The following is a 24,376-nucleotide window of genomic DNA, read 5'->3' as shown; positions in this document are numbered from 1 at the left end:
AAGATAAGTGATTTTTGGAGTAAATGTTTTAGAAAGGGGAGCGTAAAATGATAGCGTTAAAGGAGCTATTGAAAAAAACTATGGAAAAAAATGCATCAGACTTGCACCTGACAGTTGGAGCACCTCCTGTAATAAGGGTAAACGGTGAACTCAAAAAATTAGGAAGTGAAAAATTACAGCCGGCGGATACTGAACGGTTTTCCAGAGAAATACTGGGAAAAGATTATGAGAGATATAACAGAGTTGGTGAAGTTGACATTTCTTTTTCTGTATCAGGCCTTGGAAGATTCAGGGTGAATTTGTTTAAACAGCGGGGGAGCTGTGCTATTGCAATAAGGGTTATAGGTTTAAAGATTCCAACCTTGAGTGAGCTGAAATTTCCGTCTGTAGTAAAAAAACTTTTAAATTATAAAAAAGGTTTGATTCTAGTGACGGGTTCTACGGGATCCGGGAAAAGTACTACCCTGGCGGCTATGATAAATGAGATAAATTCCAGCAGAGCTGCACATATAATTACTCTTGAAGATCCAATAGAATATTTACATAAACATAACAAGTCCATAATAAGTCAAAGGGAAATAGGGAAAGATTCCCTGAGCTATGCAAATGCACTGAAGTCAGTGCTTAGGGAAGATCCAGACGTGATTTTGGTAGGTGAGATGAGAGATCTTGAAACAATATCCACTACCCTCATTGCAGCTGAAACGGGACATCTGGTATTTTCTACTTTACATACTATAGGTGCTGCAAAAACCATAGATAGAATTGTAGATGTATTTCCACCTTACCAGCAGCAGCAGGTGAAAATACAACTTGCGGCTGTATTAAAAGGTATAATGTGTCAGCAGCTTATACCCAAGGTAAGTGGAGAAGGCAGGGTAGCGGCAGTTGAAATTATGATTGCAACTGCCGCTATAAAGAATATGATAAGGGAAGGGAAGACTAACCAAATAGAATCATCGATGCAGACGGGTTCAAAATATGGGATGAAAACTATGGATATGTCACTGGCGGAGCTTTACAGGAAAGGCTGTATCTCTTATGAATCTGCAATGGATTATGCTGTTGACAATAATATGCTTACTAGAATAATTTCTCTATAAAATAAAGTGAAAAGAGATAGGATTTGAAATTCTGTCTCTTTTGCTGTATATTATTTTAGGCTTTATTGCAAATTACTATAGTAATTAGATTTTAGTTGTGCTAAAATAACCTTAAATTAGGGGGATTGAAATGAGCATTTTTAAGGATATAATTCGTTATACTTCTTGTATTTTAACTTACACGGTTTATATAATAACGATATATTATTTATGCGTATCATTTTTTGGTATAGTTAGGAAAAAAAGTTCTGGAGAAGTAGAGCCAAAGAGAAGTTTTGCACTGATTATAGCGGCCCATAATGAAGAGATTGTGATTGAGGATATTATAGAGAGCCTAAAAGATCTGGATTACCCTAAAAAATTATATGATATTTTTGTAATTGCCGATAATTGTACTGATAAAACTGCGTTGAAAGCCAGGAAAAAGGGTGCATTTGTTTATGAGAGAAACAGTGTGGGAAGGCGCGGCAAAGGGTATGCACTGGAGTGGATGTTCAATAAGATATTCAAAATGAAGAAAAAATATGACGATATAGCTATATTTGATGCAGACAATATTGTGGATAAGAATTTTTTGAAAGAGATGAATAAAAAATTTCACCAGGGATACAAAGTTGTTCAGGGGTATTTGGACAGCAAGAATCCCAATGACACGTGGATTACAGGAAGTTATTCCATAGCATTTTGGTCCAATAACAGAATGTTTCAGCTGGCCAGAAGTAATTTAGGATTATCAGCCCAATTGGGTGGAACAGGTTTTGCAGTGGATACTGATATTTTAAAAAAACTTGGCTGGGGAGCAACCTGTCTGACAGAAGATCTGGAATTTACCTGTAAGCTCATACTGCATGGATATAAGGTGGGATGGGCTCATGATGCCGTAGTATATGATGAAAAACCCCTTACGCTTCTTCAATCTTGGGATCAGAGAAAGAGGTGGATGCAGGGATTTACGGATGTATCAAGCAGGTATTTTTTTAAACTTGTAAAAAAATCAATAAAAAACTGCAACTTTTTATTAATGGACTGTGCCCTTTATAGCATTCAGCCCATAATAGCTGTGCTTATAGGATTTTCAGCTATAAGCGGTGGAGTTCAGCAAATCATGAAGGCATTTAATTTGATATCTAATTTCAATACAGTTGTATATTCTATTAATTTTAATTTGTTAACTGTATTGATGATACTATTTTCAATACTACAATTTGTTTATACTCCTTTTGTTTTGATCTTGGAGAAGAAATTGGATTTTAAAATTTTTATATATTACATATTTTATCCGATATATGCCATTACGTGGTTTCCAATTTCACTTTTGGGTATCATAAGTAAAAATAATAAAGAATGGCACCATACCATTCACAGCCGAAGTATAAAGATAAAGGATTTAGAAAAGGCCAATTGAATTATGAAGCAAATTTTATCAAGGAAAAGGATTGTAAATCTTTTCCTTTTATTTTATGTTATAGAAAGAATAGATGAACATTATTTAATTGCATTTGAGATTTTATTTAAATGTGATAAAATATAAGAGGAAAATTAGACTTTTTGTTGAATATATATTTTTGATGGTTCTCTTTATGCAAAGGAGGGAAATATTTTAATGAATGAATATATAGTCGGCATAGATATAGGTTCTTCCAGTGTCTGTGCTGCTGCTGGAAAAATAGACAAGCATTCTGAAATACAGATAATGGGCATAACCTCTTCAAACTGTATCGGTGTAAAAAGGGGTATAGTTGTAGATATAGATAATACATCGGAGTCTATAAAAAGATGTATAAGTTCACTGGAGAGAATGGTAGACACTAAAATAACGGAAGCCTATATAGCTTTACCTGGAGGGATAAGCGAACTTGTCTGGAACAAGGGAGTGGTTGCTGTGTCTTCAGAGGATCGTGAAATAAAAGAAAATGATGTAAAGAGAGTATTAAAAGCATCTAAAATAATCAATATTCCAAACGATAAAGAAATAATAGGGGTAATACCTCAACAGTACATAATTGACGGCTACGATAAGATAAAAGATCCGATAGGCATGTGCGGTTTAAGGCTGGAAGTGGATTCGCAGATAATACTTGCACAGTCAACGGTAGTTAACAATATTTTTAAAAGTGTAAATAAGGCCGGGATAAAGGTGCTTGGAGTTGTATTTGAGCCTATAGCCGTATCCGGTGTAGTTTTGAAAGAGGAAGAGATTCAGAGAGGTATAGCCCTGGTGGATGCAGGCTCAGATTCTATAAATATTTATATCTATAAAGGGGGTAGTTTAAAGAGTATAAGTACTTTGCCCTTGGGAGGAGATATTATAACTAATGATATTGCGGTTTGTCTGAAAATTCCTATTTTAGAAGCAGAGAAACTTAAGATAAAATATGGAAGTGTGGCAGAAAATTCTTTTGACGATAATTTTAAAGTGGAAGTTAATGCTAACTATAATAACAAAGTAAAGGTAGACTGCAATATTTTAAACCAAATTATAGAAGCCAGGGTTGAAGAACTGTTTTCTTTGATAAATAGGGAATTGAGTAAATCTGAATACTATGATGAACTTTCTGGAATAGTCATAGTAGGTGGAGGAATGGCACTGATAAATGGAATAGAGGAATTTGGAAAAGATGTCCTAGGAAAACTTGTAAGAGTCGGAATACCTAAATACATAGGGGCGGCAAGCCCGCTGTATGTTACGGCAGTTGGTATAGTAAAAGATGTTTCTAATTCTATAAAACTGAAAAATATACCGGGTGTTAATCCATCTAAAAATAATAATTTACCTGATTATAAAAATATAATCGAGGACGAAAATGAGAAAGAAATGGAAAGCGAAAATAAGACCAATGGATTTATATCAAGAATAAAAGATTTTTTTACAGATTTTTTTTAATGAGGGAGGTAGAGTTATTGTGTTAGATTTTGATGTTGATGTTCAGCAGTCTGCTCAAATAAAAGTAATAGGATGCGGAGGCGGAGGGAACAATGCTGTAAACAGAATGATAAAAGAGGGATTGAAAAATGTTGAATTTATTGCTATAAATACAGATAAACAGGCATTGATGCTTTCACAGGCATCACAAAAAATACAAATAGGAGATAAGCTTACCAAGGGACTTGGAGCGGGGGCCAATCCTGAAGTGGGACAAAAAGCTGCGGAGGAAAACAAAGATGAAATATCCCAGGCTATAAAAGGAGCGGATATGGTGTTTATTACGGCAGGCATGGGCGGTGGAACCGGTACCGGAGCTGCACCCATAATTGCAGAATTGGCCAAATCCATGGGAATACTTACTGTAGGAGTAGTCACCAAGCCCTTCCCCTTTGAAGGCAGAAAGAGGATGCTCAATGCAGAGATGGGAATAAAAAATTTAAAAGAAAAAGTTGATACACTGGTTACCATTCCCAATGAAAGACTTCTTTCCGTAGTTGACAAGAAAACTACCTTGATAGAATCTTTTAAATTGGCGGATGATGTTTTAAGACAGGGCGTTCAAGGTATATCTGATTTGATCACTATACCAGGGCTTGTAAATCTGGATTTTGCAGATGTTAAAACGATTATGATAGATAAAGGTTTAGCCCATATGGGTGTTGGAAAGGGAAATGGAGACAGCAGGGCACAGGAAGCGGCAAAACAGGCTATATCAAGTCCTCTTCTTGAAACTTCGATAGTAGGTGCTACTGGAGTGCTTTTGAATATTACCGGCGGCCAGGATCTCGGACTGCTGGAGATAAATGAAGCTGCAGAGATAGTTCAGGAAGCTGCAGATCCCGATGCAAACATAATTTTTGGAGCTGTAATAGATGAGAATATAAAAGACGAAATAAGGATTACTGTAATAGCAACGGGATTTGAATCAAACAACAGTAAAACCAAAGGAAAGAAATCTTCAAAGGCGGATGATAGGAATAAGGACATAGAGAGTAAAGGGGATGAAGCTGCAGCTTCTGCAGAATACGATAAATTTGATGAAGATGATTTGGAGATACCTGCTTTCTTGAGAAGGAAAAAGCAGCGATGAGAAAATTCCAGCTGACATTTAATGTCAGCTGGAATTTTTTTTGGATAAAAGCTGAAATTAAAAAAACTCTGCAGTAATAAAAGAAAAATTTATGACATATTATAGAAAATAAAAATATTGAAATAAATTAAGAAATGACAAAATTTTGAAATATATAGGTATATAATAAAAGTAAATTAAAGGAAAAAGGGGTGGAGGTGGTTGTCTATTTGGTTGTATATATAGATTTGCTGATTTTAATAAATTTAATAGTAGATTTTTTCCTGCTTTATATTACAGGTAAAACTCTCAAGTTGAAAATGAAATTTCGGTTTGTGTTTTTAGCAGCATCTATAGGCAGTATATATACAATTACATTGATATATCCGGGCTTGGAGCTTTTTTCCGCCTTTTATTTCAAAATTATTGTTTCAGTCATATTGATTTATATTTCCTTTGGCAATAGGGGTTTTGTGACCAATTTAAAGATATTGTCGGTGTTTATACTCTATTCAATGCTGCTGGCAGGACTTTGTATATTTATCCAATATAACAAATATTCCTATGTAGATGGCCCTGTCATAATTAATTTTTCCTATCAGTGGCTTTTTGCTTCACTTATGGTACTGTACATGATCATTGACAGGCTAGTGGCCTATATTAAAGATAGGAACAAGCTGTTTACATTGATTTACAATATAGATATTGTATTTAAGAACAAATGTAAAACTGTTAGAGCTTTTCTGGACACCGGAAATGAACTTAGAGAACCAGTGACAAACCTTCCCGTAATAATAGTTGAAAGCTCCGTGTTTGAAAATATGGATTTGAAAGGGGAATCCAAGTTTTACATACCGTACAGGGTTATAAATGGCGGGATTGGAAAGCTTCAGGGATTTAAGGCAGATGTGGTGAGAATAGATTTTGGGAAGGAAATTAAATATAGGGAAGCTATAATAGCTATTTGTCAGGAAAAATTAAGTAAACTGGGTGATTATCATGCTCTTTTGTCAAGAGGGATAATTTAAATAATCACGCTTGTATAAATAGTAAAAAACATTTGATATAGTGGGGGATAATTATGCTTAACTTAAAAATATTATTAAATAGGATACTTGTAAAATTTAAATTTCTAATAAAAGATATATATTATATAGGTGGCAATGACGTCTTACCTCCGCCTCTTAGTAAAAAAGAAGAAGAGGAATTGGTCTCAAAACTGGTATCTGGAAATGAAAAGGTTAAATCTACCCTTATAGAAAGGAATTTACGACTTGTAGTCTACATAGCCAGAAAATTTGAAAATACGGGGGTAAATGTTGAAGATCTTGTATCTGTCGGGGCAATAGGGCTTATAAAGGCGGTGAATACCTTTAATCCTGAAAAAAAGATAAAATTGGCTACTTATGCTTCTCGATGTATAGAAAATGAAATACTTATGTATTTGAGAAGAAACAGCAAGGTGAAAGCGGAAATTTCTTTTTATGAGCCTTTAAATGTAGATTGGGATGGAAATGAACTGCTTCTTTCTGATATTCTGGGGACCGGCAATGACGTGGTTTATAATTTTATAGAGGATGAAGTGGATAAACAGCTTTTGGTTATTGCCATGAAAAAATTAAGCGACAGAGAAAAGGAAATAGTGAATTTGAGATTTGGGTTAAATGGCAAAAAGGAAAGGACTCAGAGAGAAGTGGCGGATTTGCTTGGAATATCTCAGTCGTATATATCCAGACTTGAAAAGAGAATAATAAAAAGGTTGAAAAAAGAAATAAATAAAATGTTATAGGGTTGTCTTTAGTATAAAATTTGGCCTCTTAGTAAATACTTAAAATGCTATATATTCTAAAGGGGCTGATTGCATGATGATTAATAAAGTTGAAATTTGCGGTGTAAATACATCAAAATTGCCGGTTTTGAAGGGAAAAGAAATGAAAGAACTCTTGATAAAGATGCAGCAGGGGGATGATAAAGCCAGAGAAAAATTTATAAAAGGCAATTTGAGGTTGGTATTGAGTGTAATACAGAGATTTAATAATAGGGGAGAAAATGTAGATGATTTATTTCAGGTAGGATGTATAGGACTTATGAAGGCCATTGATAACTTTGATTTGAGTCAAAATGTTAAATTCTCAACTTATGCAGTTCCCATGATTATAGGTGAAATACGAAGATATTTGAGGGACAACAATTCCATAAGGGTGAGTAGATCACTCAGAGACATTGCCTACAGGGCGCTTCAAGTCAGAGATAGATTGATAAGGGAGAATAACAAAGAGCCAACTATATCTCAAATAGCTAAAGAGCTGCAAATACCCAGGGAAGAAGTTGTTTTTGCATTGGATGCAATTCAGGATCCGGTTTCTCTGTTTGAGCCCATATACCACGATGACGGAGACGCCATTTATGTGATGGATCAAATAAGCGATACTAAAAATGCAGATGAAAATTGGCTTGAGAATATAGCTATAAAGGAAGCCATGAAAAAATTAAACGACAGGGAAAAACTGATATTGAATTTGAGGTTCTTTGATGGGAGAACTCAAATGGAAGTGGCAGATGAAATTGGGATATCTCAGGCTCAAGTATCCAGACTGGAAAAGACTGCATTGAGGCATATGAGAAATTATATATGATATCTATAATATAAATACAGCAATTTTATGGGGAATATAAATGGGGGGTGTACATAAATATGGAAGATGATCTGTTTTCCCTGGTTAATTTAAGGGATATGGAGGTTATAGACATAAATACCGGTACGAAATTGGGATTCATAAAGGATTTAAAAATAAATTGTGATGAACACAGGATAATATCGATTGTCTTGCCTTCTCAAACCACTAAAATGTCTCTGTTTAGCAAAAACGAAGATGTAGAAGTGCCCTGGGAAGATATAAAAAAGATAGGAGTGGATGTGATTTTAATAGATGGAAAAAAATTATCAGAGAAGGATTGAAAAAATAAGTTGAAAAATACCAGACGAAAAGGTGTATAATTGTTATAATATATTATACAAAGGACGTGAATTGAATTGAAATGCCCTTATTGTGGATACGGGGAAAGTAGGGTAGTAGACTCCAGAGCTACAGATGATAATATGGCCATAAGAAGGCGGAGAGAGTGTCTTAATTGCAATAAAAGGTATACAACTTATGAAAAGATTGAAAACGTACCTATACTTGTTATAAAGAAAAATATGAATAGAGAGTATTTTGACAGAAATAAAATATTGAACGGACTTATAAAAGCATGTCAAAAAAGACCGGTTTCTCGAAAACAGATTGAAGGCATAGCAGATGAAGTGGAAAAAAGGATAAACAATAAAATGGTCACGGAGATAAGATCTTCTGAAATAGGTGAAATGATAATGGAGCGTTTGAAAAAGGTGGATGAAGTGTCTTATGTTAGGTTTGCATCTGTTTACAGACAGTTCAAGGATATAAATACCTTTATGGAGGAGATAAAGAATCTTATTTCCCATAAGGGAGACAAGTAAGTCCATGTGATCAGTCAGAAATATTTATGAAAGGTTGCTCTAAGGTATATTTTAGAACAATCCTTTTTTTATGTCCATTTGGAAATGTTGACTTAGTGGTGTTTATTCGTGATATAATAACTTTGAGTGCTCTAAGAAAGGAGTAGTAATTAATATGAAAAAGCTTGCAATCGGGCCGTATGAATTTATAATTTTAGATCTTAAGGGAGCAAAGGCAGTATTTTCAACAGCTAAGGGAAATTTAAATTTTAATAAAGCAGAGGATGAAGGAAGAAAAAATATTAAAAACTTGAAAAAATGGTTTAAACTGAAAAATGTAGGATTTCTAAATCAGGTTCATGGATGTAGAATTGTCATGTATAATCCCGAGGATGAAATAAAAGACGGAGATGGGATAATTACGTATAGCCCCTGCACGGCTGTAGGTGTTTTTAATGCGGATTGTGTTCCTGTTCTTATATACGATGAAAGGGAAAAGGTAGTGGCTGCAGTTCACAGTGGATGGAGAGGTACACTTGCCTGTATAGTCTCTAAGGCTGTTGAAAAACTTGAAGAGGAATACAGCAGTAAACCGGAAAATTTGCATATATGTGTGGGACCTCATATTCACAGCTGTTGTTACGAAGTAGGGGAGGAACTTATGGATAAGTTTAAACACACACCTTTTTATAGAGACAAGGATATATTTAAAGGTAGAAACCTGGATTTAAAAAAATGTATACTGTATCAGCTGGAGGGGAAAAAAATAAAGAGGGAAAATATAAATTATTTAGATATTTGTACAGCATGTAATATGAAGTTTCAGTTGTATTCTTATAGAAGAGACAGGGGTACTGGAAGGATGTTTTCATTTATTTACTTGGATTAAACTTTAGTCTATAAGGAGGATAAATGTATGTTACAGAGAAAAATATTGATAGTAGATGATGAAGAGCATATCTGCGAACTTATTGGATTTAATCTTAGAAAAAGTGGATATAAGACCATTGCGGCAAATGACGGCTTAAGCGGGCTGAAAATAGCGAGAAGGGAAAAACCTGATCTCATACTGCTGGATGTCATGCTGCCCGAACTGGATGGTTATGAAGTCTGCAAGGAGATAAGAAAGGACAGCGAAATATCTTCTACTCCTGTGATAATGATAACCGCCAGGGGAGAAGAATTTGACAAGGTGCTGGGACTTGAGCTCGGGGCAGATGATTATATAACAAAGCCATTTTCCATAAGAGAAATGGTAGCCAGAGTAAAAGCTGTCTTGAGGCGTTTGGAAGAAAGAAGCACAAATAAGACCTACAGTTTCGGAGATATAAGTGTAGATTTTGACAAACATGAAGTGGTTAAAGATGGACATAAAATTGAACTTACGTTAAAGGAATTCGAACTTCTGAAAATACTCGTAGAAAACAGGGGCAGAGTTATGACTAGGGATTTTTTGTTGGATAAAGTATGGGGCTATGAATATGCCGGAGAAACAAGAACCATAGATGTACACATAAGACATTTGAGACAGAAGATAGAGGACGGTGACAAAGCTCCCAAATATATAGAAACCATAAGAGGAATTGGCTATAGATTCAATTCGGAAGAATAGTTGGTGATAAAATGAGAAAAAAATTGATGCTCTCTATGCTGGTTACTCTTGTATTCAGTATGCTCATAACCACTTTGCTGTTTGTAATTATTGAGAACCGCGAGTATATTGAAAACTTGAAACAGACTCTGAAATTAAATAACCAGATCATAATAGATGTGATTCAATACAGGCTTCCGGAAAATAAAGATGATTTTCCCATAAAGAAATTTAAAGACAATATTATAAGAGAAACTCTTATAGATAAGCACGGTAAAGTTCTCAGCGATTCTGTAGCTTCCAAGGAGAGTATGGGAAATCATAATTCCAGGAGGGAAGTAAAAGAAGCTAGGAAAAATAGAATGGGTTATGATATAAGGATCAGTGATACTACAGGTAAGAAAACGCTGTATTTTGCCACTGTATTTGGGGATGGGTATATAATGCGAAGTGCCCTTACCATGCAGACAATCAAAGGACTCGAGGGGAATTATCTTAAATATTATGTGCTTATAATGTTCTTTTCAGTTATGGTATCATTGATATTTGCTGAAAAGCTTTCAAAATCCATAGTCAGGCCTGTTGAAAAACTTCAAAATGTCACCTCTAGTATAGCGGGAGGAAATTTTAAAAACAGGGTGAGAATAAAATCCAGAGATGAAATAGGACAACTTGCTGCAAATTTCAATAATATGGCGGATAAACTGCAGGCTACATTTGAAGATTCCATGGATAAACGTAATAAATTGGAAGCTATATTAAAAAGTATGGATAACGGTGTGATTGCCGTGGATATGAATTACAAGATAATAATGGTAAACCCTTATGCAGAGAGAATATTTGGAATTCACAAGGACATAATAGGGAAGGATTTACTGGATGGAATAAGGGATTTTGAACTGGAAGATATATTCAAGGATGAAGAAGATAATTATAGAGAAATTAAAATACACTGGCCCAAAGAGAGAATTCTCAGGGTAAAAAGAGCATATATTATCAACGGCAGGGAAAAAATAGGTAAAGTAGCTGTGGTTCAGGATATAACGGATATAAAGAAATTGGAAAACATGAGATCCCAATTTGTTGCCAATGTCTCTCATGAATTGAAGACACCTCTTACGTCTATAATGGGTTTTGCCGAGACATTAAAATATGTGGAAGATGATAAGGATAAAAATAAATTTTTGAATATAATAAACGATGAGGCGACCAGGTTGACCAGATTGATAAATGATATTTTAACCTTATCTCATATAGAAAATGGCAAAATGGACAGATCTAAGAAAATAGATGCAAATCATATAATAGACGATATATGCTATTTAATGAAAAATTCAGCTGACAGAAAACAGATAACTATTAAAAAACAGCTCTGCGAAGCGCCGGAAATATGGGGCGATCCTGATAGGTTTAAACAGATGATCATAAATTTAGTAGACAATGCAATAAAATATACTGACAATGGTGGAAAAGTCAATGTCACTACGGATATTGAAGGTAATGACTATCTGGTTTCCGTAGAAGATAATGGAGTTGGAATTTCAAAAGTACACCAGAAAAAATTATTTGAAAGATTTTACAGGGTAGATAAAGCCAGATCTAGAAGTGCGGGAGGAACAGGACTTGGACTTGCTATAGTAAAGCATATAGTTTTGGCTTTTAATGGAACCATAGAACTTGAAAGTGAAGTTGGCAGGGGGAGCAAATTCACAGTTAGGATTCCCATAGATTTGAATAAAAATTTAGACGAATGATTCAATTTAGGCAGTGGTAATAAGGACTGCCTATTTTTTTATCTCGAATGTTAATTTTAATTAACAATCGTATAATAATATATTAACTTTAGTGGGATATTATAAACAATGTAGTAATAAATTTTGTAAATATTACATATGAATATTTTAAGGAGGTCTAGGGAGTTATGAAGAAAAAAGGTTTGAAAGGCCTTATGCTGATCATGTCTGTTGTTTTGGCAACAGGAGTTTTGGCAGGCTGCGGCGGAAGTAACAGTGGCAGTACAGGAAGCAATGCAAATGATACTAAGAAAGAGGAAGTTTCAGGTTCGATAACACTTGCAGGTTCCACAGCTCTTCAGCCGCTGGCAGAACAACTTGGAAAGACATTCACACAAAAAAATTCTAAAGCAACAGTTAATGTTCAGGGAGGCGGAAGCGGTACTGGATTGAATTTGGCTCTTCAGGGAACGGCGGATATAGGAAATTCTGATGTGACGGCGGAGTCAAAATTGGATGCAAGTAAGGCAAAGCAGCTGGTTGACCATAAAGTATGTGCCATAGGTTTTGCAGTGGTAGTAAATCCCAGCGTTAAAGTTGACAACCTGACTAAAGATCAGATACAGAAGATATTTACCGGAGAGATCACCAACTGGAAAGATGTAGGCGGAGATGATATGAAGATAAACATAATAAACAGAACTAAATCATCAGGAACAAGAGCTACATTTAAAGATACTGTAATGGGCGGTAAAGATGAAAAAGAAGGTCTCGGCACAACCCAGGATTCAAACGGTAATGTTGAAAATGCTATCAAGACCACTCAGGGATCAATAAGTTATCTTGCACTTTCATATTTGACAGATTCAGTCAAGGCAAATGTAAAACCTCTGAAAATAGAAGGAGTGGAAGCTACTTCTGAAAATATAATTGCAAAGAAATATCCATTCTGGTCCTATGAACACATGTATACAAAAGGAGAAGCAAAAGGTGTTGCAAAAGCCTTTATAGATTATACACTAAACAGTGAAAATAAAGATACGATAAAGAAACTTGGTTATATACCAATGGGTGATATGAAATAGAAATTACTTTAAATATTTTGCTGGTTGGCTTTAAGAGGTTGGCCAGCAAATTTAATGTTGAGGTTGGATTAGTATGGAAAAAAAATCATTTATGAATAAGCTTAAAGATGAATATATTGGGAGAGGGTTTGCAACATTCTGCGGTATTATGATCATAATTCTCACCCTTAGCATAATAATTTTTATATCTTCGAAGGGTTTGAATACATTTGTGAAGAGAGGATACCCTTTGATGCATTTTTTATTTACTTCAAACTGGTCTCCTGACGGTAATTCACCTGAACTCGGGGCCGCTATATTTTTTGTAGGTTCTACATTGGTTTCCATAGGAGCTGTCATAATAAGTGCACCTATAAGTATAGCACTTGCTGTGTTTATGAATTTTATTTCCCCTAAAATAGGCTCTAAAATATTACAGCCTTCTCTGGAATTATTCGTAGGTATACCATCGGTAGTATATGGCTGGGTTGGTTTTAGCGTACTTATTCCGTTTTTGAAGAGAAATTTTGGCGGCATAGGATTTAGCTTGCTCGCAGGCATATTGGTGCTGAGTGTTATGATACTGCCGACTATAGCAAGCATTTCAGCAGATGCACTGAGGACCACTCCAAAGGGCTATATGGAAGCTTCCTATGGATTGGGGGCAACTAGATGGCAGACTATATCCAGAGTGATAGTTCCCTCAGCTAAAAATGGGATACTCACAGGAGTTGTACTTGGACTTGCGAGAGCTTTTGGAGAGGCCCTTGCAGTACAGATGGTTATAGGAAATACAATAAAATTTCCTAAAAATCTTTTGAGCCCTACATCTACGCTTACCAGTATTTTAACTATGGATATGGGAAATACAGTATCTGGAACTGCATGGAATGATGCGCTCTGGTCTTTGGCACTGTTTCTCTTGATAGTTTCTTTTGTATTTATTTTGATAATAAGAGCAATAGGAAAGGGAAGTGAAATCAAATGATAGATGCCAAGACGAAGGATAAGATTTGGACGGGAATTTTTTATGCAGTTACGGCTTTTATAGTGATTCTTCTTGTTGCCCTGATAGGATATATATTGTTTAAAGGAATAGGCTTTTTTAAGCCGTCATTTTTGTTTGGAGATGCAAAATTCGGAGAGGCAGGAGGGGGCATCGGCCCTCAGCTTTTTAACTCCTTTTATCTGCTTGTAGTTTCACTTATTATAAGTGTACCCTTTGGAATAGGTGCAGGCATATATTTATCTGAATATGCTAAAAAAGGTTTCTTTTTAAATGCCATAAGGCTGTGTATAGAGACCATGGCTTCTCTTCCATCCATTGTAGTTGGACTGTTTGGACTTCTTATATTTGTAAATGCAACTCACTGGGGGTTCACACTTTTATCCGGAGCACTTGCCATATCGGTTTTGAATTTGCCCGCTTTAACTAGAGTAAGTGAAAATGCCATAACTGCAGCTGCAGCTCCTGTGAAAGAAGCAAGTCTTGGGCTTGGTGCAACTAGATGGCAGACTATATCCAGGGTTGTTCTTCCATCAGCTATACCCCAGATTTTAACAGGGGTTATACTTGCAGCAGGAAGAATATTTGGTGAGGCAGCGGCACTTTTGTATACTGCCGGAATGACTGCACCTAAATTGAATTTCTCATTTTTCAGTTTGACAAACAGCGGCTCGGCATTCAGTGTGATGAGGCCGGCGGAGAGTTTGGCAGTTTATATATGGAAACTCAATTCGGAAGGTATGGTACCTGATGCAGCAGAAATAGCCAATAAGGCATCTGCAGTTCTGGTAATTATGGTATTGTTATTTAACTTTTTAGCAAGAATAATAGGTAAGAAGATATATGAATCCTATACGGGTAAGAAATAGGGAGGGAAACTAATGTATATAATACAGACCGCAAATCTTGATTTATACTATGGAACTGTGCAGGCTCTTAAAAAAGTGAATTTGAAGGTGAAAAAAAATTCAGTTACAGCACTTATAGGTCCTTCTGGCTGTGGAAAGTCCACATTTTTAAGGACTTTAAACAGGATGAATGATCTTATAGATTCAGTTAAAATTGAAGGGGAAGTTTTATTTGAAGACAAGGACGTCTACAGTGATTATGATGTTATAGATTTGAGAAAGAGAATTGGAATGGTTTTTCAGGCACCCAATCCTTTCCCCATGTCCATATACAATAACGTAGCTTATGGACCCAGAATACATGGGGTAAAGAATAAGGGCAAACTGGATGAAATAGTTGAAAAAAGCTTGAAAGGCGCAGCTATATGGGATGAGGTAAAAGACAGACTTAACAGAAATGCACTGGGTCTCTCGGGAGGTCAGCAGCAGAGGCTCTGTATAGCCAGAACTCTTGCAGTTGAACCGGATGTACTTTTGATGGATGAACCCACTTCCGCCCTTGATCCGATATCAACTCTTAAAATAGAGGAACTTATGGACATATTAAAGAAAAAATATACTATAATAATAGTAACCCATAATATGCAGCAGGCCGGAAGAATCTCCGATTATACAGCTTTCTTTCTAAATGGCGAAGTTGTGGAAGACGGCAAAACCGAAAATATCTTCTATAAACCTAAGGACAAAAGAACGGAGGATTATATTACAGGAAGGTTTGGATAGAATTATGGGACAATCTAATATGATTAAATAATTTAAGAGGTGATAGATTATGACAAGGAGGGCATTTGACAGTGAATTAAAAGAGATTCACAATGATGTGCTCAGAATGGGCAGTATAGTTGAAAAGCAAATACATCAATGTGTAGATTCTCTGGTGAATCAGGATGTGGAGCTGGCGGAACAAACTATAGAAAATGATGACCTGGTAGACGACCTACAGAGGGAAATAGAGGATAAGTGCATAAAGATAACTGCAAAAGAACAGCCTCTTGCTATAGATTTAAGGACGATATTTACAAATTCCAAACTCGTAATGGATCTTGAAAGAATGGCAGATCATGCTGTGGATATTGCAAAAATAACTCTGAGGCTTAAGAATGAGAAATATATAAAAAGGCTTATAGATATACCTGAGATGTCGGATATAGTTAATGAAATGATAAAAGTATCCCTGGATTCATATGTGCAGAGGGATTTAGATAAAGCTTATCGGTGCTGTGAACTGGATGACAAAATAGATGCTTTGTTTAAAAGGGTTTTTACCGATATGATAAAGATTGCAGAAAAAGATGACAGCAAGGTAAACCAGATGATACAGCTGGTGCTTGTGTGCAAGTATCTGGAGAGAATAGCAGATCGTGCTACGAATATATGTGAAGGTACCATATACCTTGTTACAGGAGAACAGAAGGATTTAAACGAGTAAAAGTAAAATAAATATATAATTTTTTGAGTTTTGAGCAGTAATGTGCTTGAAACTTTTTTCATTTAATTTTTATTAATTTTATGTTATACTTTATTAGGTCGAAATTAACATTCTCAATAAGTAGGAGGTATATGATGTTTACTTTTACTCCCAAGGAAGATAAGTTTTATATATTTTTTACACAGACAGCTGATATTGCTTACAGGGCATCAAAGCTGTTGTGGAATTTCATGCATGATCTGAAAAATTCAGATGAAAATCTTAGAAAGATAAAGGAAGCGGAACATGAAGGAGATAAAAAACAACATGAAATATTGGAACAGCTAAATAAGACATTTATTACTCCTTTTGACAGAGAAGATATATATATCATAGCTAAGGATATGGATGATATTGTTGATTTAATAGAATCTACTGCCAGCAGGTTTGTTATGCTAAATGTAAATAAATGTACTGAAGAGGCTTTTCAGTTGGCTGATATGATAGTGGAGTCCTGTAAACAAATAATAGTGTTGATGGAAGAATTGAAAAATATGAAAACAAGTAAGAAACTTCCCCGTATTATAATAGATGTAAATAGGATAGAAGAACAAGGAGATGTACTTTCAAGAAAGGCTATTGGAGATATATTCAGATCAAATATGAAAGTTATAGATGTCATAAAGTGGAGAGAAATATATCAATATCTTGAAGATACATTGGATGCCTGTGAGGACTTGGCAAATGTTGTTGAAGGAGTAGTAATGAAAAATGCCTAGTTCTCTAATTTTAACTGTAACAATAGTTGTAGTTGCAATGATATTTGATACTATAAATGGCTTTCACGATAGTGCTAATGCCATAGCCTGCGTTGTGTCTACCAGAGTGATGACTATGAGAGAAGCTGTTGTAATGTCGGCTTCCTTAAATTTTGCAGGGGCTTTCATGAGTGTGAAAGTTGCCCAGACGGTGGGTAATGGCATAGTAAATCCGAATGATATTACACAAATTGTAATTATAGCTGCTTTGCTGGGAGCTATAATTTGGAATCTGATAACCTGGTATTTTGGCATACCGAGCAGTTCTTCTCATGCCCTCATAGGTGGGCTGGTGGGATCTGCTATTGTCTATAAAAGTTCATTTCTAATAGTCAATTGGTCAGGGCTTTTTTGGAAAGTTATACTCTGGCTAATATTGTCACCATTAATAGGATTTATAGCTGGGTTTGCATTTATGAGTTTCATGAATATGATACTTAGAAATACAAGACCGCATACAGTTACAAAAATTTTTTCTAAGGCCCAGATATTTTCAGCCATGTTGATAGCTTTAAACCACGGCGGCAATGATGCACAGAAGACCATGGGAATAATAACAATGACGCTGGTGAGTGCAGGATTTCTTCATGAATTTTCAGTGCCCTTGTGGGTGAAAATATGCTGTGCATTGTCCATGGCATTGGGTACAAGTCTCGGAGGGAAAAAAATAATAAAAACCATGGGAAGTAAAATGGCCAGAATGACTCCTGTAAATGGGTTCTCGGCGGAAATGGGGGCTTCGGCAGTTATATTTACAGCTACTATGTTTGATGCACCTGTCAGCACAACTCATATAATAACTACATCCATAATGGGAGTTGCATCTGCTAAAAGGTTTTCTGCAGTAAGGTGGGCCGTAGCCAAGGACATAGTTGTAACCTGGATATTCACTATACCCAGTTGTGCCGTTATTTCAGGAATCCTTATGTTTCTATTGAGTTTAGTTTAAAAATAGGAGTTTTATACATATGGAAAATAAAATTAAATCTGTAAGACCCGGAAGTATCGCAGAGGAAATGGGAATAGAAAGGGGAGATTGTCTTTTATCTGTCAATAGCATTGAAGTTAAGGATATTATAGATTATAAGTATTTGATGAGTAATGAATATGTGGAAGTGGAGATAGAGAAAAAGGGCAGGGAAATATGGAAACTTGAAATAGAAAAGGAATATGACGAGGATCTAGGAGTGGAGTTTGAAGAGGCTATTTTAGATAAGCCCAGGAATTGCCATAATAATTGTATTTTTTGTTTTATAGATCAACTTCCTCCGGGAATGAGAAAGACCCTCTATTTTAAGGACGATGATTCAAGACTGGCCTTTTTCCAGGGAAATTTTGTAACTCTTACCAATATGGCTGACGAAGATATAGATAGGATAATCAAGTATAGAATTAGCCCTATAAATGTGTCAGTACATACTACCAACCCTGAGCTGAGGGTAAAAATGCTCAACAATAAGTTTGCGGGAAATATATATAGTCGGCTGAAGAAACTTACTGAAAATGGAATAAAGATAAATTGTCAGATAGTACTGTGTCCCGGTATAAACGACGGACTGGAGTTTAAAAAGACCGTAGAGGATTTGTATAAGTTGTATCCGGGAATTGAGAATGTGGCAGTAGTGCCGCTGGGAGTTACAAAATACAGGAAGGGACTTTTTAAACTGAAACAATACGACAGTATTTCTGCAGGAAAGCAGCTGCAAATTGCGGAAAAACTTCAGCACAAATATCTATATGAAACAGGAGCCCCTTTTGTGAGGCTTTCCGACGAATTTTATCTTGTCTCAGGCAGCAAAATTCCAAATTCGAAATTTTATGAAGATTATAGTCAATTGGAAGACGGCGTGGGAGTAGTAAGGATTTTTAGGGATAATTTAGATAAAAATATCGATTATTTGAAAATGGATAGAAGAGGCTCTTTTACTTTTTTGACTGGGGATTTGGCTTACAGGGATGTAAAATTTGCTGCCGACAGAATATCAGAAAAAAATCCGGATATAGCAATTGAAGTAAAAAAGATAATAAATAATTTCTTTGGCAATACTATAACTGTAGCAGGACTTATTACGGCAGCAGATATAATAGACCAGGTTAAAGATGACAGCTTAGGAAAATATGTAATCATACCTGAATGTATGCTTAGGAAAGGATATGAGATTTCCAGGTCGAAAAAGAGAGCGTTTTTGGATGATGTTACTTTAGAGGATTTGGAGAAGGCTTTAGGAAGAGAAGTACTCGTATGTGATTATACAGGAAATGATCTAATAGATATTATAAATGAAAACAGTGAGGTGAAATGACTGATGGGAAAACCTATAGTAGCTATAGTTGGAAGGCCAAATGTTGGGAAATCCACTCTGTTTAACAAACTAGCCGGGAGAAGAATATCCATAGTGGGGGATACTCCCGGAGTCACCCGGGATAGAGTATATGCAGAAGCAGAGTGGTTAAAATATGATTTTACTATAATTGATACAGGAGGAATTGAACCAGAAGACGATGATATAATATCCCTTCAGATGAGAAGACAGGCGCAGATGGCAGTTGAAATTGCCGATGTTATAATACTCATAGTTGATGGGAAAGAAGGGCTTACCGCTTCAGACAAGGAGGTAGCCCAGATGATCAGAAAGAGCAAGAAACCAGTAGTACTTGTAGTCAATAAAATAGACAGCGTGAAACAGGAAGCTTCTGCCTATGAATTTTACAATCTGGGTATAGGTGATCCTATAGCTATTTCAGCTTCCCAGGGATTGGGCCTTGGCGATATGCTGGACAGGGTAGTTGAAAATTTTAAAAACGGCAGCGGAGAACATGAAGATGAAGATTATATAAAGATAGCTTTTATAGGTAAACCGAATGTTGGAAAATCATCCCTTGTAAATAAACTGCTCGGGGAAGAGAGAGTCATTGTAAGTGAAATTCCAGGAACTACAAGAGATGCTGTGGACAGTTATCTGGAAACGGAAGAGGGCAAATTTTTGCTTATAGATACTGCGGGTATAAGAAAAAAGAGCAAGGTTAAAAAAGAAGTTGAAAAGTACAGTGTTATAAGGACTTATGCTGCAGTGGAGAGGGCAGATGTATGCGTGCTCATGCTGGATGCCACCCAGGGTATAAGTGAACAGGATAAGAAAATAGTGGGGTATGCCCATGAACTGGGCAAGTCCATTCTGGTCATTGTAAATAAATGGGATCTTATAGATAAAGATACAAAAATTGTAAATACATTTAAGGACAATATAGAGAAAAATTTTTCATTTATGCCCTATGCACCTTACCTGTTCATCTCTGCAAAAACAGGACAGAGGGTACACAGAGTGCTTAAAACGGTGAAGTTGTGCTATGAAAATTATTGTAAAAAAATAAAAACGGGTGTACTAAATGATATCATAAGCAGGGCAGTTATGATGAAAGAACCGCCTATTGTGGGAAACAAGAGATTGAAAATATATTATGTTACCCAGATAGGAAATAAACCTCCTACTTTTGTATTTTTTGTAAATGATCCCCATTGTATTCATTTTTCTTATGAAAGATATATAGAAAACCAATTGAGAGACAGCTTTGATTTTGCAGGCACTGGGATAAAACTTGAATTTAGAGAAAGGAAGGGTTAGACATGTGCTTGTCTGTATCTTTTTTAGGAGGCGGAAGTTTTGGAACAGCTCTTTCTGTGATGCTTGCCAAGAAGGGAATTGAAGTGAACTTATGGGACAGGAAAGATTCCATAGTGCAGGATATAAATGTGAAAAGGGAAAATATTAAGTATCTTCCCGATGTGGTCATTCCCAATAATGTAAAGGCGTCTGTAGATGCCGGGAAGGTAATTGAAAGGGGAAGCGTTTTAGTTCTATCTGTACCCTCTCAGGCTGTAAGAGAAGTGTGCAGGAATTTTAGACAGTTTATAAAAAAAGATCAGATAATTGTAAATATAGCCAAGGGCATAGAAGAAAAAACGGGAAAGAGGCTTTCTGAAGTTATTGGAGAAGAACTGCCTGAAAACAAGGTAGTAGTACTTTCAGGACCAAGTCATGCGGAGGAAGTTGCCAGGGATATACCTACGACTGTAGTTGTAGCCTCGAAAGACATGAAATGCAGCAGAAAAATTCAGGATCTGTTTACCACAAATAAATTTAGAGTATATACCAATGAAGATATAGTAGGAGTTGAAATTGGAGGTGCCGTTAAGAATATAATTGCACTGGCGGCTGGAATCTCAGATGGGATAGGTTATGGAGACAACTCGAAGGCAGCTCTTATGACCCGAGGGATTGCGGAAATAGTGAGAATCGGCGAGAAGCTCGGAGGCAGGAAAGAGACATTTTCAGGACTTTCCGGGATAGGTGACCTCATAGTTACCTGTACCAGCATGCACAGCAGGAATAGAAGAGCCGGCATACTCATAGGCCAGGGTAAATCGATGAAAGAGGCTGTCAGAGAAGTAAATATGGTGGTTGAAGGGATATCAGCCTGCAGGGCTTTTTATAAGATGAAAAATAAATTGAATGTAGAAATGCCTATAACTGAAGCTCTTTACGGGATACTTTTCAAGGGGGAAAACCCCAGATATACTGTATATGAACTTATGACAAGGGATAAGAAAAATGAAATATAGTTGAAATTAATTTTAGATGTAAGCAAAATAATATGTATAAAATATCTCCAATGAAAATATATATATACTGTTAATATTAGATTATTGGAGGGTATATTTTTGGAAAACTTTAATATATACAAGGATATTGCAGAGAGAACTCAGGGAGACATATACGTGGGAGTTGTAGGCCCTGTCAGAACTGGAAAATCCACTTTTATAAAAAAATTCATGGAAATAATGGTACTTCCCAACATAAATAATTCTTATAAAAAGCAGAGAGCAAAAGATGAGCTGCCCCAAAGCTCTTCAGGAAAGTCAATTCATACTACAGAACCTAAATTTGTCCCCAATGAAGCCATAGAAATAAGTTTAAATGAAAATACCAAATTTAAAGTCAGAATGGTGGATTGTGTGGGATATATAGTTAAAAGTGCATTGGGGTATATGGAGGGAGAAGAGGCCAAAATGGTTACGACTCCCTGGTATGACTATGAAATACCCTTTGAGGAAGCTGCAGAGATTGGAACCAAAAAAGTGATAAATGAACATTCGACTATAGGATTTCTGGTAACTACAGATGGCTCCATAACCGATATAAGCAGAAATGATTATGTTGAAGCTGAAGAGAGAGTGGTAAATGAGCTCAAGTCGATAAACAAGCCTTTTATGGTGATCCTAAATTCACAGCATCCCTATGAACCCGATACTATGGATTTGAAGAAAGAACTGGAGAGTAAATATGATGTGCCCGTTCAATGCATGGATGTACTTAACATGAAGGAAGATGACATAACAAATGTATTTGAAAGAATACTTAAAGAATTCCCAATTAAGGAAATAAACATCAATATGCCGGATTGGATAGAAAAAATGGAACCATCTCACTGGTTGAAGACGGATTTTATAAATTTGGTGAAAGACATGTGTGAAAGCGTATATAAAATAAGGGACATAGTAAAAGCTGTAGATGGATTTTCGGATGTGGAGTTCGTGGGAGAATCCGGCATAAGGGAGATTAATATGGGTGAGGGCACTGCCAATATTGATCTAAAGCCCAAAAAAGATCTTTACTACAAGGTATTGGGTGAAATATGCGGGAAGGAAATTCAAGGGGAAAGTGATCTGTTAACTACGATTAAAGAGATGCACAGTGCAAAAGAAGAATATGACAAGATTTCAACGGCACTTAAAGATGTCAGGGAAACCGGTTATGGTTTGGTTGCCCCCCAGCTTTCGGAAATGAAACTTGAGGAACCTGAAATAGTAAAACAGGGCAATAAGTTCGGGGTAAAGCTAAAGGCCAGTGCACCCTCTTTGCATTTCATAAGGGCTGATATAGAAACAGAGATTTCACCCATCATGGGTACTGAAAGGGAAAGCGAGGAGATGGTCAAATCTCTTCTGGAACAATTTGAAAGTGATCCTTCTAAAATATGGCAGAGCAATATGTTTGGCAAGTCACTGGAGATATTGGTGAAGGAGGGACTTCAGAATAAACTCTATAAAATGCCGGAGGATATTCAGGTTAAAATACAGAAAACACTTCAGAAAATTATAAATGAAGGTAATGGCGGTTTGATTTGTATTATACTTTAGATTTATGGCTTCAGGTAATTGAATTTGATTGTCTGAAGCTTTAAATTTATTTATAAATGTGTCTATTGGAGGAATTTTATGATATAATCGTCTTAAACTATAATTTATAAAATTTATCTTGAAATCATTGTAGACATTTATGTATAATTAATTGTAGACTGGTTTGGTTTTGCGGAAGGATGAAATTATAATGATTAAAAGTATGACGGGATTTGGAAGGGGCTCAGTAGAATGTGACAGACAGAGCTTTACAGTGGAAGTAAAAAGTGTAAATCACAGGTATTGTGATTTAAGTATTAGGATGCCCAAAAGTCTTATGCCTTTGGAAGACAAAATAAGAAAAGTTGTTCAACAAAAAATAAATAGGGGTAAGGTAGATATATTTGTAACTCAGACGGACTTTGGCAATTGTACTACAAAAGCTGTGCTGAATGAAAAATTGGCAGATAGCTATGTAGAGTGTCTAAATAAAATCAAAGGAAAATACAATATAAAAACAGATATATCCCTTGATTTGATTGCCAAATTCCCAGATATAATAACCTTAAAAAAGGAAGAAGATGATCTTGAGAATATTTGGAAATATTTATTACAGGCTTTAAATGATGCTCTTTCCATGCTTATGGATATGAGAGAAAAGGAAGGAAAAAAATTAAAGGACAATATGATTGAGAAATGCGATCACATTCAAATCCTGATGAAAGACATAGAAAGCAAATCTTTTAAGATACCGGAAGAATACAGGGAAAAACTTTCAGAGAGATTAAAGAATTTACTGGGAGAATATCCTGTAGATGAAAATAGAATGGCAATGGAAATAGCGTTATTTGCCGACAAGTCATGTATTGATGAGGAAATTGTGAGGCTAAACAGCCATATAATTCAATTTAAGGGTACTTTAAATGTTGATGAGCCTGTAGGAAGGAAGCTTGATTTTATATTACAGGAGATGAACAGGGAGGCAAATACCATTGCTTCCAAGTCGACAAATTTAGAAATAACCAAATTGATACTAAGTGTGAAAAATGAAGTTGAAAAAATAAGAGAACAGATACAAAATGTGGAATAAACAG

At 35.8% G+C, this 24,376-nt stretch carries 24 protein-coding genes; all 24 read left to right on the top strand.

Annotated elements, in window-relative coordinates; all coding sequences use genetic code 11:
* The first annotated feature begins 47 nt into the window (after nucleotides 1-47).
* Nucleotides 48-1,103 (top strand): type IV pilus twitching motility protein PilT, encoded by a 1,056-nt coding sequence (locus AB8S09_RS00890; protein ID WP_294180352.1) that lies wholly within the window; start codon nucleotides 48-50, stop codon nucleotides 1,101-1,103.
* A gap of 130 nt (nucleotides 1,104-1,233) precedes the next feature.
* Nucleotides 1,234-2,508 (top strand): glycosyltransferase family 2 protein, encoded by a 1,275-nt coding sequence (locus AB8S09_RS00885; RefSeq protein WP_369868325.1) that lies wholly within the window; start codon nucleotides 1,234-1,236, stop codon nucleotides 2,506-2,508.
* 198 nt (nucleotides 2,509-2,706) lie between these two features.
* Nucleotides 2,707-3,987 (top strand): cell division protein FtsA, encoded by a 1,281-nt coding sequence (ftsA, locus tag AB8S09_RS00880; RefSeq protein ID WP_294180356.1) that lies wholly within the window; start codon nucleotides 2,707-2,709, stop codon nucleotides 3,985-3,987.
* 19 nt (nucleotides 3,988-4,006) lie between these two features.
* Complete coding sequence (ftsZ, locus tag AB8S09_RS00875; RefSeq protein WP_294180357.1) at nucleotides 4,007-5,119, top strand: cell division protein FtsZ; 1,113 nt, start codon at nucleotides 4,007-4,009, stop codon at nucleotides 5,117-5,119.
* Between the two features lie 209 nt (nucleotides 5,120-5,328).
* Entirely contained in the window at nucleotides 5,329-6,126 is a 798-nt protein-coding gene (spoIIGA, locus tag AB8S09_RS00870; RefSeq protein WP_369868323.1) for a sigma-E processing peptidase SpoIIGA, read from the top strand.
* Between the two features lie 53 nt (nucleotides 6,127-6,179).
* A complete protein-coding gene (gene sigE, locus AB8S09_RS00865; protein WP_294180360.1) occupies nucleotides 6,180-6,887 on the top strand; it encodes an RNA polymerase sporulation sigma factor SigE in 708 nt (235 codons plus the stop codon).
* 73 nt (nucleotides 6,888-6,960) lie between these two features.
* Complete coding sequence (gene sigG, locus AB8S09_RS00860) at nucleotides 6,961-7,734, top strand: RNA polymerase sporulation sigma factor SigG (RefSeq protein ID WP_294180361.1); 774 nt, start codon at nucleotides 6,961-6,963, stop codon at nucleotides 7,732-7,734.
* 59 nt (nucleotides 7,735-7,793) lie between these two features.
* The gene (locus AB8S09_RS00855; protein WP_294180363.1) at nucleotides 7,794-8,057 is read left to right on the top strand and encodes a YlmC/YmxH family sporulation protein; all 264 of its coding nucleotides are present in this window, start codon (nucleotides 7,794-7,796) and stop codon (nucleotides 8,055-8,057) included.
* A 75-nt stretch (nucleotides 8,058-8,132) separates the two neighbouring features.
* Nucleotides 8,133-8,597, top strand: coding sequence for a transcriptional regulator NrdR (gene nrdR / locus AB8S09_RS00850; protein ID WP_294180364.1), 465 nt, complete (start codon nucleotides 8,133-8,135; stop codon nucleotides 8,595-8,597).
* Between the two features lie 154 nt (nucleotides 8,598-8,751).
* Nucleotides 8,752-9,465: a peptidoglycan editing factor PgeF gene (gene pgeF, locus AB8S09_RS00845; protein ID WP_294180366.1), complete on the top strand. Its 714-nt coding sequence runs from the start codon at nucleotides 8,752-8,754 to the stop codon at nucleotides 9,463-9,465.
* A 27-nt stretch (nucleotides 9,466-9,492) separates the two neighbouring features.
* Nucleotides 9,493-10,188, top strand: coding sequence for a response regulator transcription factor (locus AB8S09_RS00840; protein ID WP_369868321.1), 696 nt, complete (start codon nucleotides 9,493-9,495; stop codon nucleotides 10,186-10,188).
* Between the two features lie 11 nt (nucleotides 10,189-10,199).
* Nucleotides 10,200-11,921 carry a two-component system histidine kinase PnpS gene (gene pnpS / locus AB8S09_RS00835; RefSeq protein ID WP_294180372.1) on the top strand — a complete coding sequence of 574 codons (1,722 nt, stop codon included), beginning with the start codon at nucleotides 10,200-10,202 and terminating at the stop codon, nucleotides 11,919-11,921.
* A gap of 167 nt (nucleotides 11,922-12,088) precedes the next feature.
* Nucleotides 12,089-12,985, top strand: coding sequence for a phosphate ABC transporter substrate-binding protein (locus AB8S09_RS00830; RefSeq protein WP_294180376.1), 897 nt, complete (start codon nucleotides 12,089-12,091; stop codon nucleotides 12,983-12,985).
* Between the two features lie 73 nt (nucleotides 12,986-13,058).
* The gene (gene pstC, locus AB8S09_RS00825) at nucleotides 13,059-13,952 is read left to right on the top strand and encodes a phosphate ABC transporter permease subunit PstC (RefSeq protein ID WP_294180377.1); all 894 of its coding nucleotides are present in this window, start codon (nucleotides 13,059-13,061) and stop codon (nucleotides 13,950-13,952) included.
* Nucleotides 13,949-14,839, top strand: coding sequence for a phosphate ABC transporter permease PstA (gene pstA / locus AB8S09_RS00820; protein WP_369868320.1), 891 nt, complete (start codon nucleotides 13,949-13,951; stop codon nucleotides 14,837-14,839). The genes pstC and pstA overlap by 4 nt, the downstream gene beginning before the upstream one ends.
* Nucleotides 14,840-14,851: 12 nt before the next feature.
* Nucleotides 14,852-15,601, top strand: coding sequence for a phosphate ABC transporter ATP-binding protein PstB (pstB, locus tag AB8S09_RS00815; RefSeq protein ID WP_294180379.1), 750 nt, complete (start codon nucleotides 14,852-14,854; stop codon nucleotides 15,599-15,601).
* A gap of 49 nt (nucleotides 15,602-15,650) precedes the next feature.
* The gene (gene phoU / locus AB8S09_RS00810) at nucleotides 15,651-16,307 is read left to right on the top strand and encodes a phosphate signaling complex protein PhoU (RefSeq protein WP_294180381.1); all 657 of its coding nucleotides are present in this window, start codon (nucleotides 15,651-15,653) and stop codon (nucleotides 16,305-16,307) included.
* A 134-nt stretch (nucleotides 16,308-16,441) separates the two neighbouring features.
* Nucleotides 16,442-17,065: a DUF47 domain-containing protein gene (locus tag AB8S09_RS00805; protein ID WP_294180653.1), complete on the top strand. Its 624-nt coding sequence runs from the start codon at nucleotides 16,442-16,444 to the stop codon at nucleotides 17,063-17,065.
* A complete protein-coding gene (locus AB8S09_RS00800) occupies nucleotides 17,058-18,053 on the top strand; it encodes an inorganic phosphate transporter (RefSeq protein WP_294180382.1) in 996 nt (331 codons plus the stop codon). The genes AB8S09_RS00805 and AB8S09_RS00800 overlap by 8 nt, the downstream gene beginning before the upstream one ends.
* A 19-nt stretch (nucleotides 18,054-18,072) precedes the next feature.
* Nucleotides 18,073-19,407, top strand: a complete 1,335-nt coding sequence (locus tag AB8S09_RS00795; RefSeq protein ID WP_294180383.1) for a DUF512 domain-containing protein — start codon at nucleotides 18,073-18,075, stop codon at nucleotides 19,405-19,407.
* A gap of 3 nt (nucleotides 19,408-19,410) precedes the next feature.
* Nucleotides 19,411-20,727 carry a ribosome biogenesis GTPase Der gene (der, locus tag AB8S09_RS00790; RefSeq protein WP_294180385.1) on the top strand — a complete coding sequence of 439 codons (1,317 nt, stop codon included), beginning with the start codon at nucleotides 19,411-19,413 and terminating at the stop codon, nucleotides 20,725-20,727.
* A 2-nt stretch (nucleotides 20,728-20,729) separates the two neighbouring features.
* Nucleotides 20,730-21,725: an NAD(P)H-dependent glycerol-3-phosphate dehydrogenase gene (locus AB8S09_RS00785; protein WP_294180386.1), complete on the top strand. Its 996-nt coding sequence runs from the start codon at nucleotides 20,730-20,732 to the stop codon at nucleotides 21,723-21,725.
* 99 nt (nucleotides 21,726-21,824) lie between these two features.
* Entirely contained in the window at nucleotides 21,825-23,303 is a 1,479-nt protein-coding gene (gene spoIVA / locus AB8S09_RS00780; RefSeq protein ID WP_294180387.1) for a stage IV sporulation protein A, read from the top strand.
* 190 nt (nucleotides 23,304-23,493) lie between these two features.
* Nucleotides 23,494-24,372: a YicC/YloC family endoribonuclease gene (locus tag AB8S09_RS00775; RefSeq protein WP_294180388.1), complete on the top strand. Its 879-nt coding sequence runs from the start codon at nucleotides 23,494-23,496 to the stop codon at nucleotides 24,370-24,372.
* Nucleotides 24,373-24,376 lie beyond the last annotated feature (4 nt).

It is taken from the genome of Clostridium lapidicellarium (assembly GCF_041224415.1).
Classification (GTDB): domain Bacteria; phylum Bacillota; class Clostridia; order Clostridiales; family Clostridiaceae; genus Clostridium_B; species Clostridium_B lapidicellarium.
Note: the sequence above shows the minus strand (reverse complement) of the source record. Positions and strands in the feature narration are given on the sequence as shown.

Excerpts from the sequence above, each read along its gene's own strand:
- AB8S09_RS00890 (WP_294180352.1), top strand. The coding sequence starts at position 48 with ATGATAGCGTTAAAGGAGCTATTGAAAAAAACTATGGAAAAAAATGCA.
- AB8S09_RS00885 (WP_369868325.1), top strand. The coding sequence starts at position 1,234 with ATGAGCATTTTTAAGGATATAATTCGTTATACTTCTTGTATTTTAACT.
- ftsA (WP_294180356.1), top strand. The coding sequence starts at position 2,707 with ATGAATGAATATATAGTCGGCATAGATATAGGTTCTTCCAGTGTCTGT.
- sigE (WP_294180360.1), top strand. The coding sequence starts at position 6,180 with ATGCTTAACTTAAAAATATTATTAAATAGGATACTTGTAAAATTTAAA.
- sigG (WP_294180361.1), top strand. The coding sequence starts at position 6,961 with ATGATGATTAATAAAGTTGAAATTTGCGGTGTAAATACATCAAAATTG.
- AB8S09_RS00855 (WP_294180363.1), top strand. The coding sequence starts at position 7,794 with ATGGAAGATGATCTGTTTTCCCTGGTTAATTTAAGGGATATGGAGGTT.
- pgeF (WP_294180366.1), top strand. The coding sequence starts at position 8,752 with ATGAAAAAGCTTGCAATCGGGCCGTATGAATTTATAATTTTAGATCTT.
- AB8S09_RS00840 (WP_369868321.1), top strand. The coding sequence starts at position 9,493 with ATGTTACAGAGAAAAATATTGATAGTAGATGATGAAGAGCATATCTGC.
- pnpS (WP_294180372.1), top strand. The coding sequence starts at position 10,200 with ATGAGAAAAAAATTGATGCTCTCTATGCTGGTTACTCTTGTATTCAGT.
- AB8S09_RS00830 (WP_294180376.1), top strand. The coding sequence starts at position 12,089 with ATGAAGAAAAAAGGTTTGAAAGGCCTTATGCTGATCATGTCTGTTGTT.
- pstC (WP_294180377.1), top strand. The coding sequence starts at position 13,059 with ATGGAAAAAAAATCATTTATGAATAAGCTTAAAGATGAATATATTGGG.
- pstA (WP_369868320.1), top strand. The coding sequence starts at position 13,949 with ATGATAGATGCCAAGACGAAGGATAAGATTTGGACGGGAATTTTTTAT.
- pstB (WP_294180379.1), top strand. The coding sequence starts at position 14,852 with ATGTATATAATACAGACCGCAAATCTTGATTTATACTATGGAACTGTG.
- phoU (WP_294180381.1), top strand. The coding sequence starts at position 15,651 with ATGACAAGGAGGGCATTTGACAGTGAATTAAAAGAGATTCACAATGAT.
- AB8S09_RS00805 (WP_294180653.1), top strand. The coding sequence starts at position 16,442 with ATGTTTACTTTTACTCCCAAGGAAGATAAGTTTTATATATTTTTTACA.
- AB8S09_RS00800 (WP_294180382.1), top strand. The coding sequence starts at position 17,058 with ATGCCTAGTTCTCTAATTTTAACTGTAACAATAGTTGTAGTTGCAATG.
- AB8S09_RS00795 (WP_294180383.1), top strand. The coding sequence starts at position 18,073 with ATGGAAAATAAAATTAAATCTGTAAGACCCGGAAGTATCGCAGAGGAA.
- der (WP_294180385.1), top strand. The coding sequence starts at position 19,411 with ATGGGAAAACCTATAGTAGCTATAGTTGGAAGGCCAAATGTTGGGAAA.
- AB8S09_RS00785 (WP_294180386.1), top strand. The coding sequence starts at position 20,730 with ATGTGCTTGTCTGTATCTTTTTTAGGAGGCGGAAGTTTTGGAACAGCT.
- AB8S09_RS00775 (WP_294180388.1), top strand. The coding sequence starts at position 23,494 with ATGATTAAAAGTATGACGGGATTTGGAAGGGGCTCAGTAGAATGTGAC.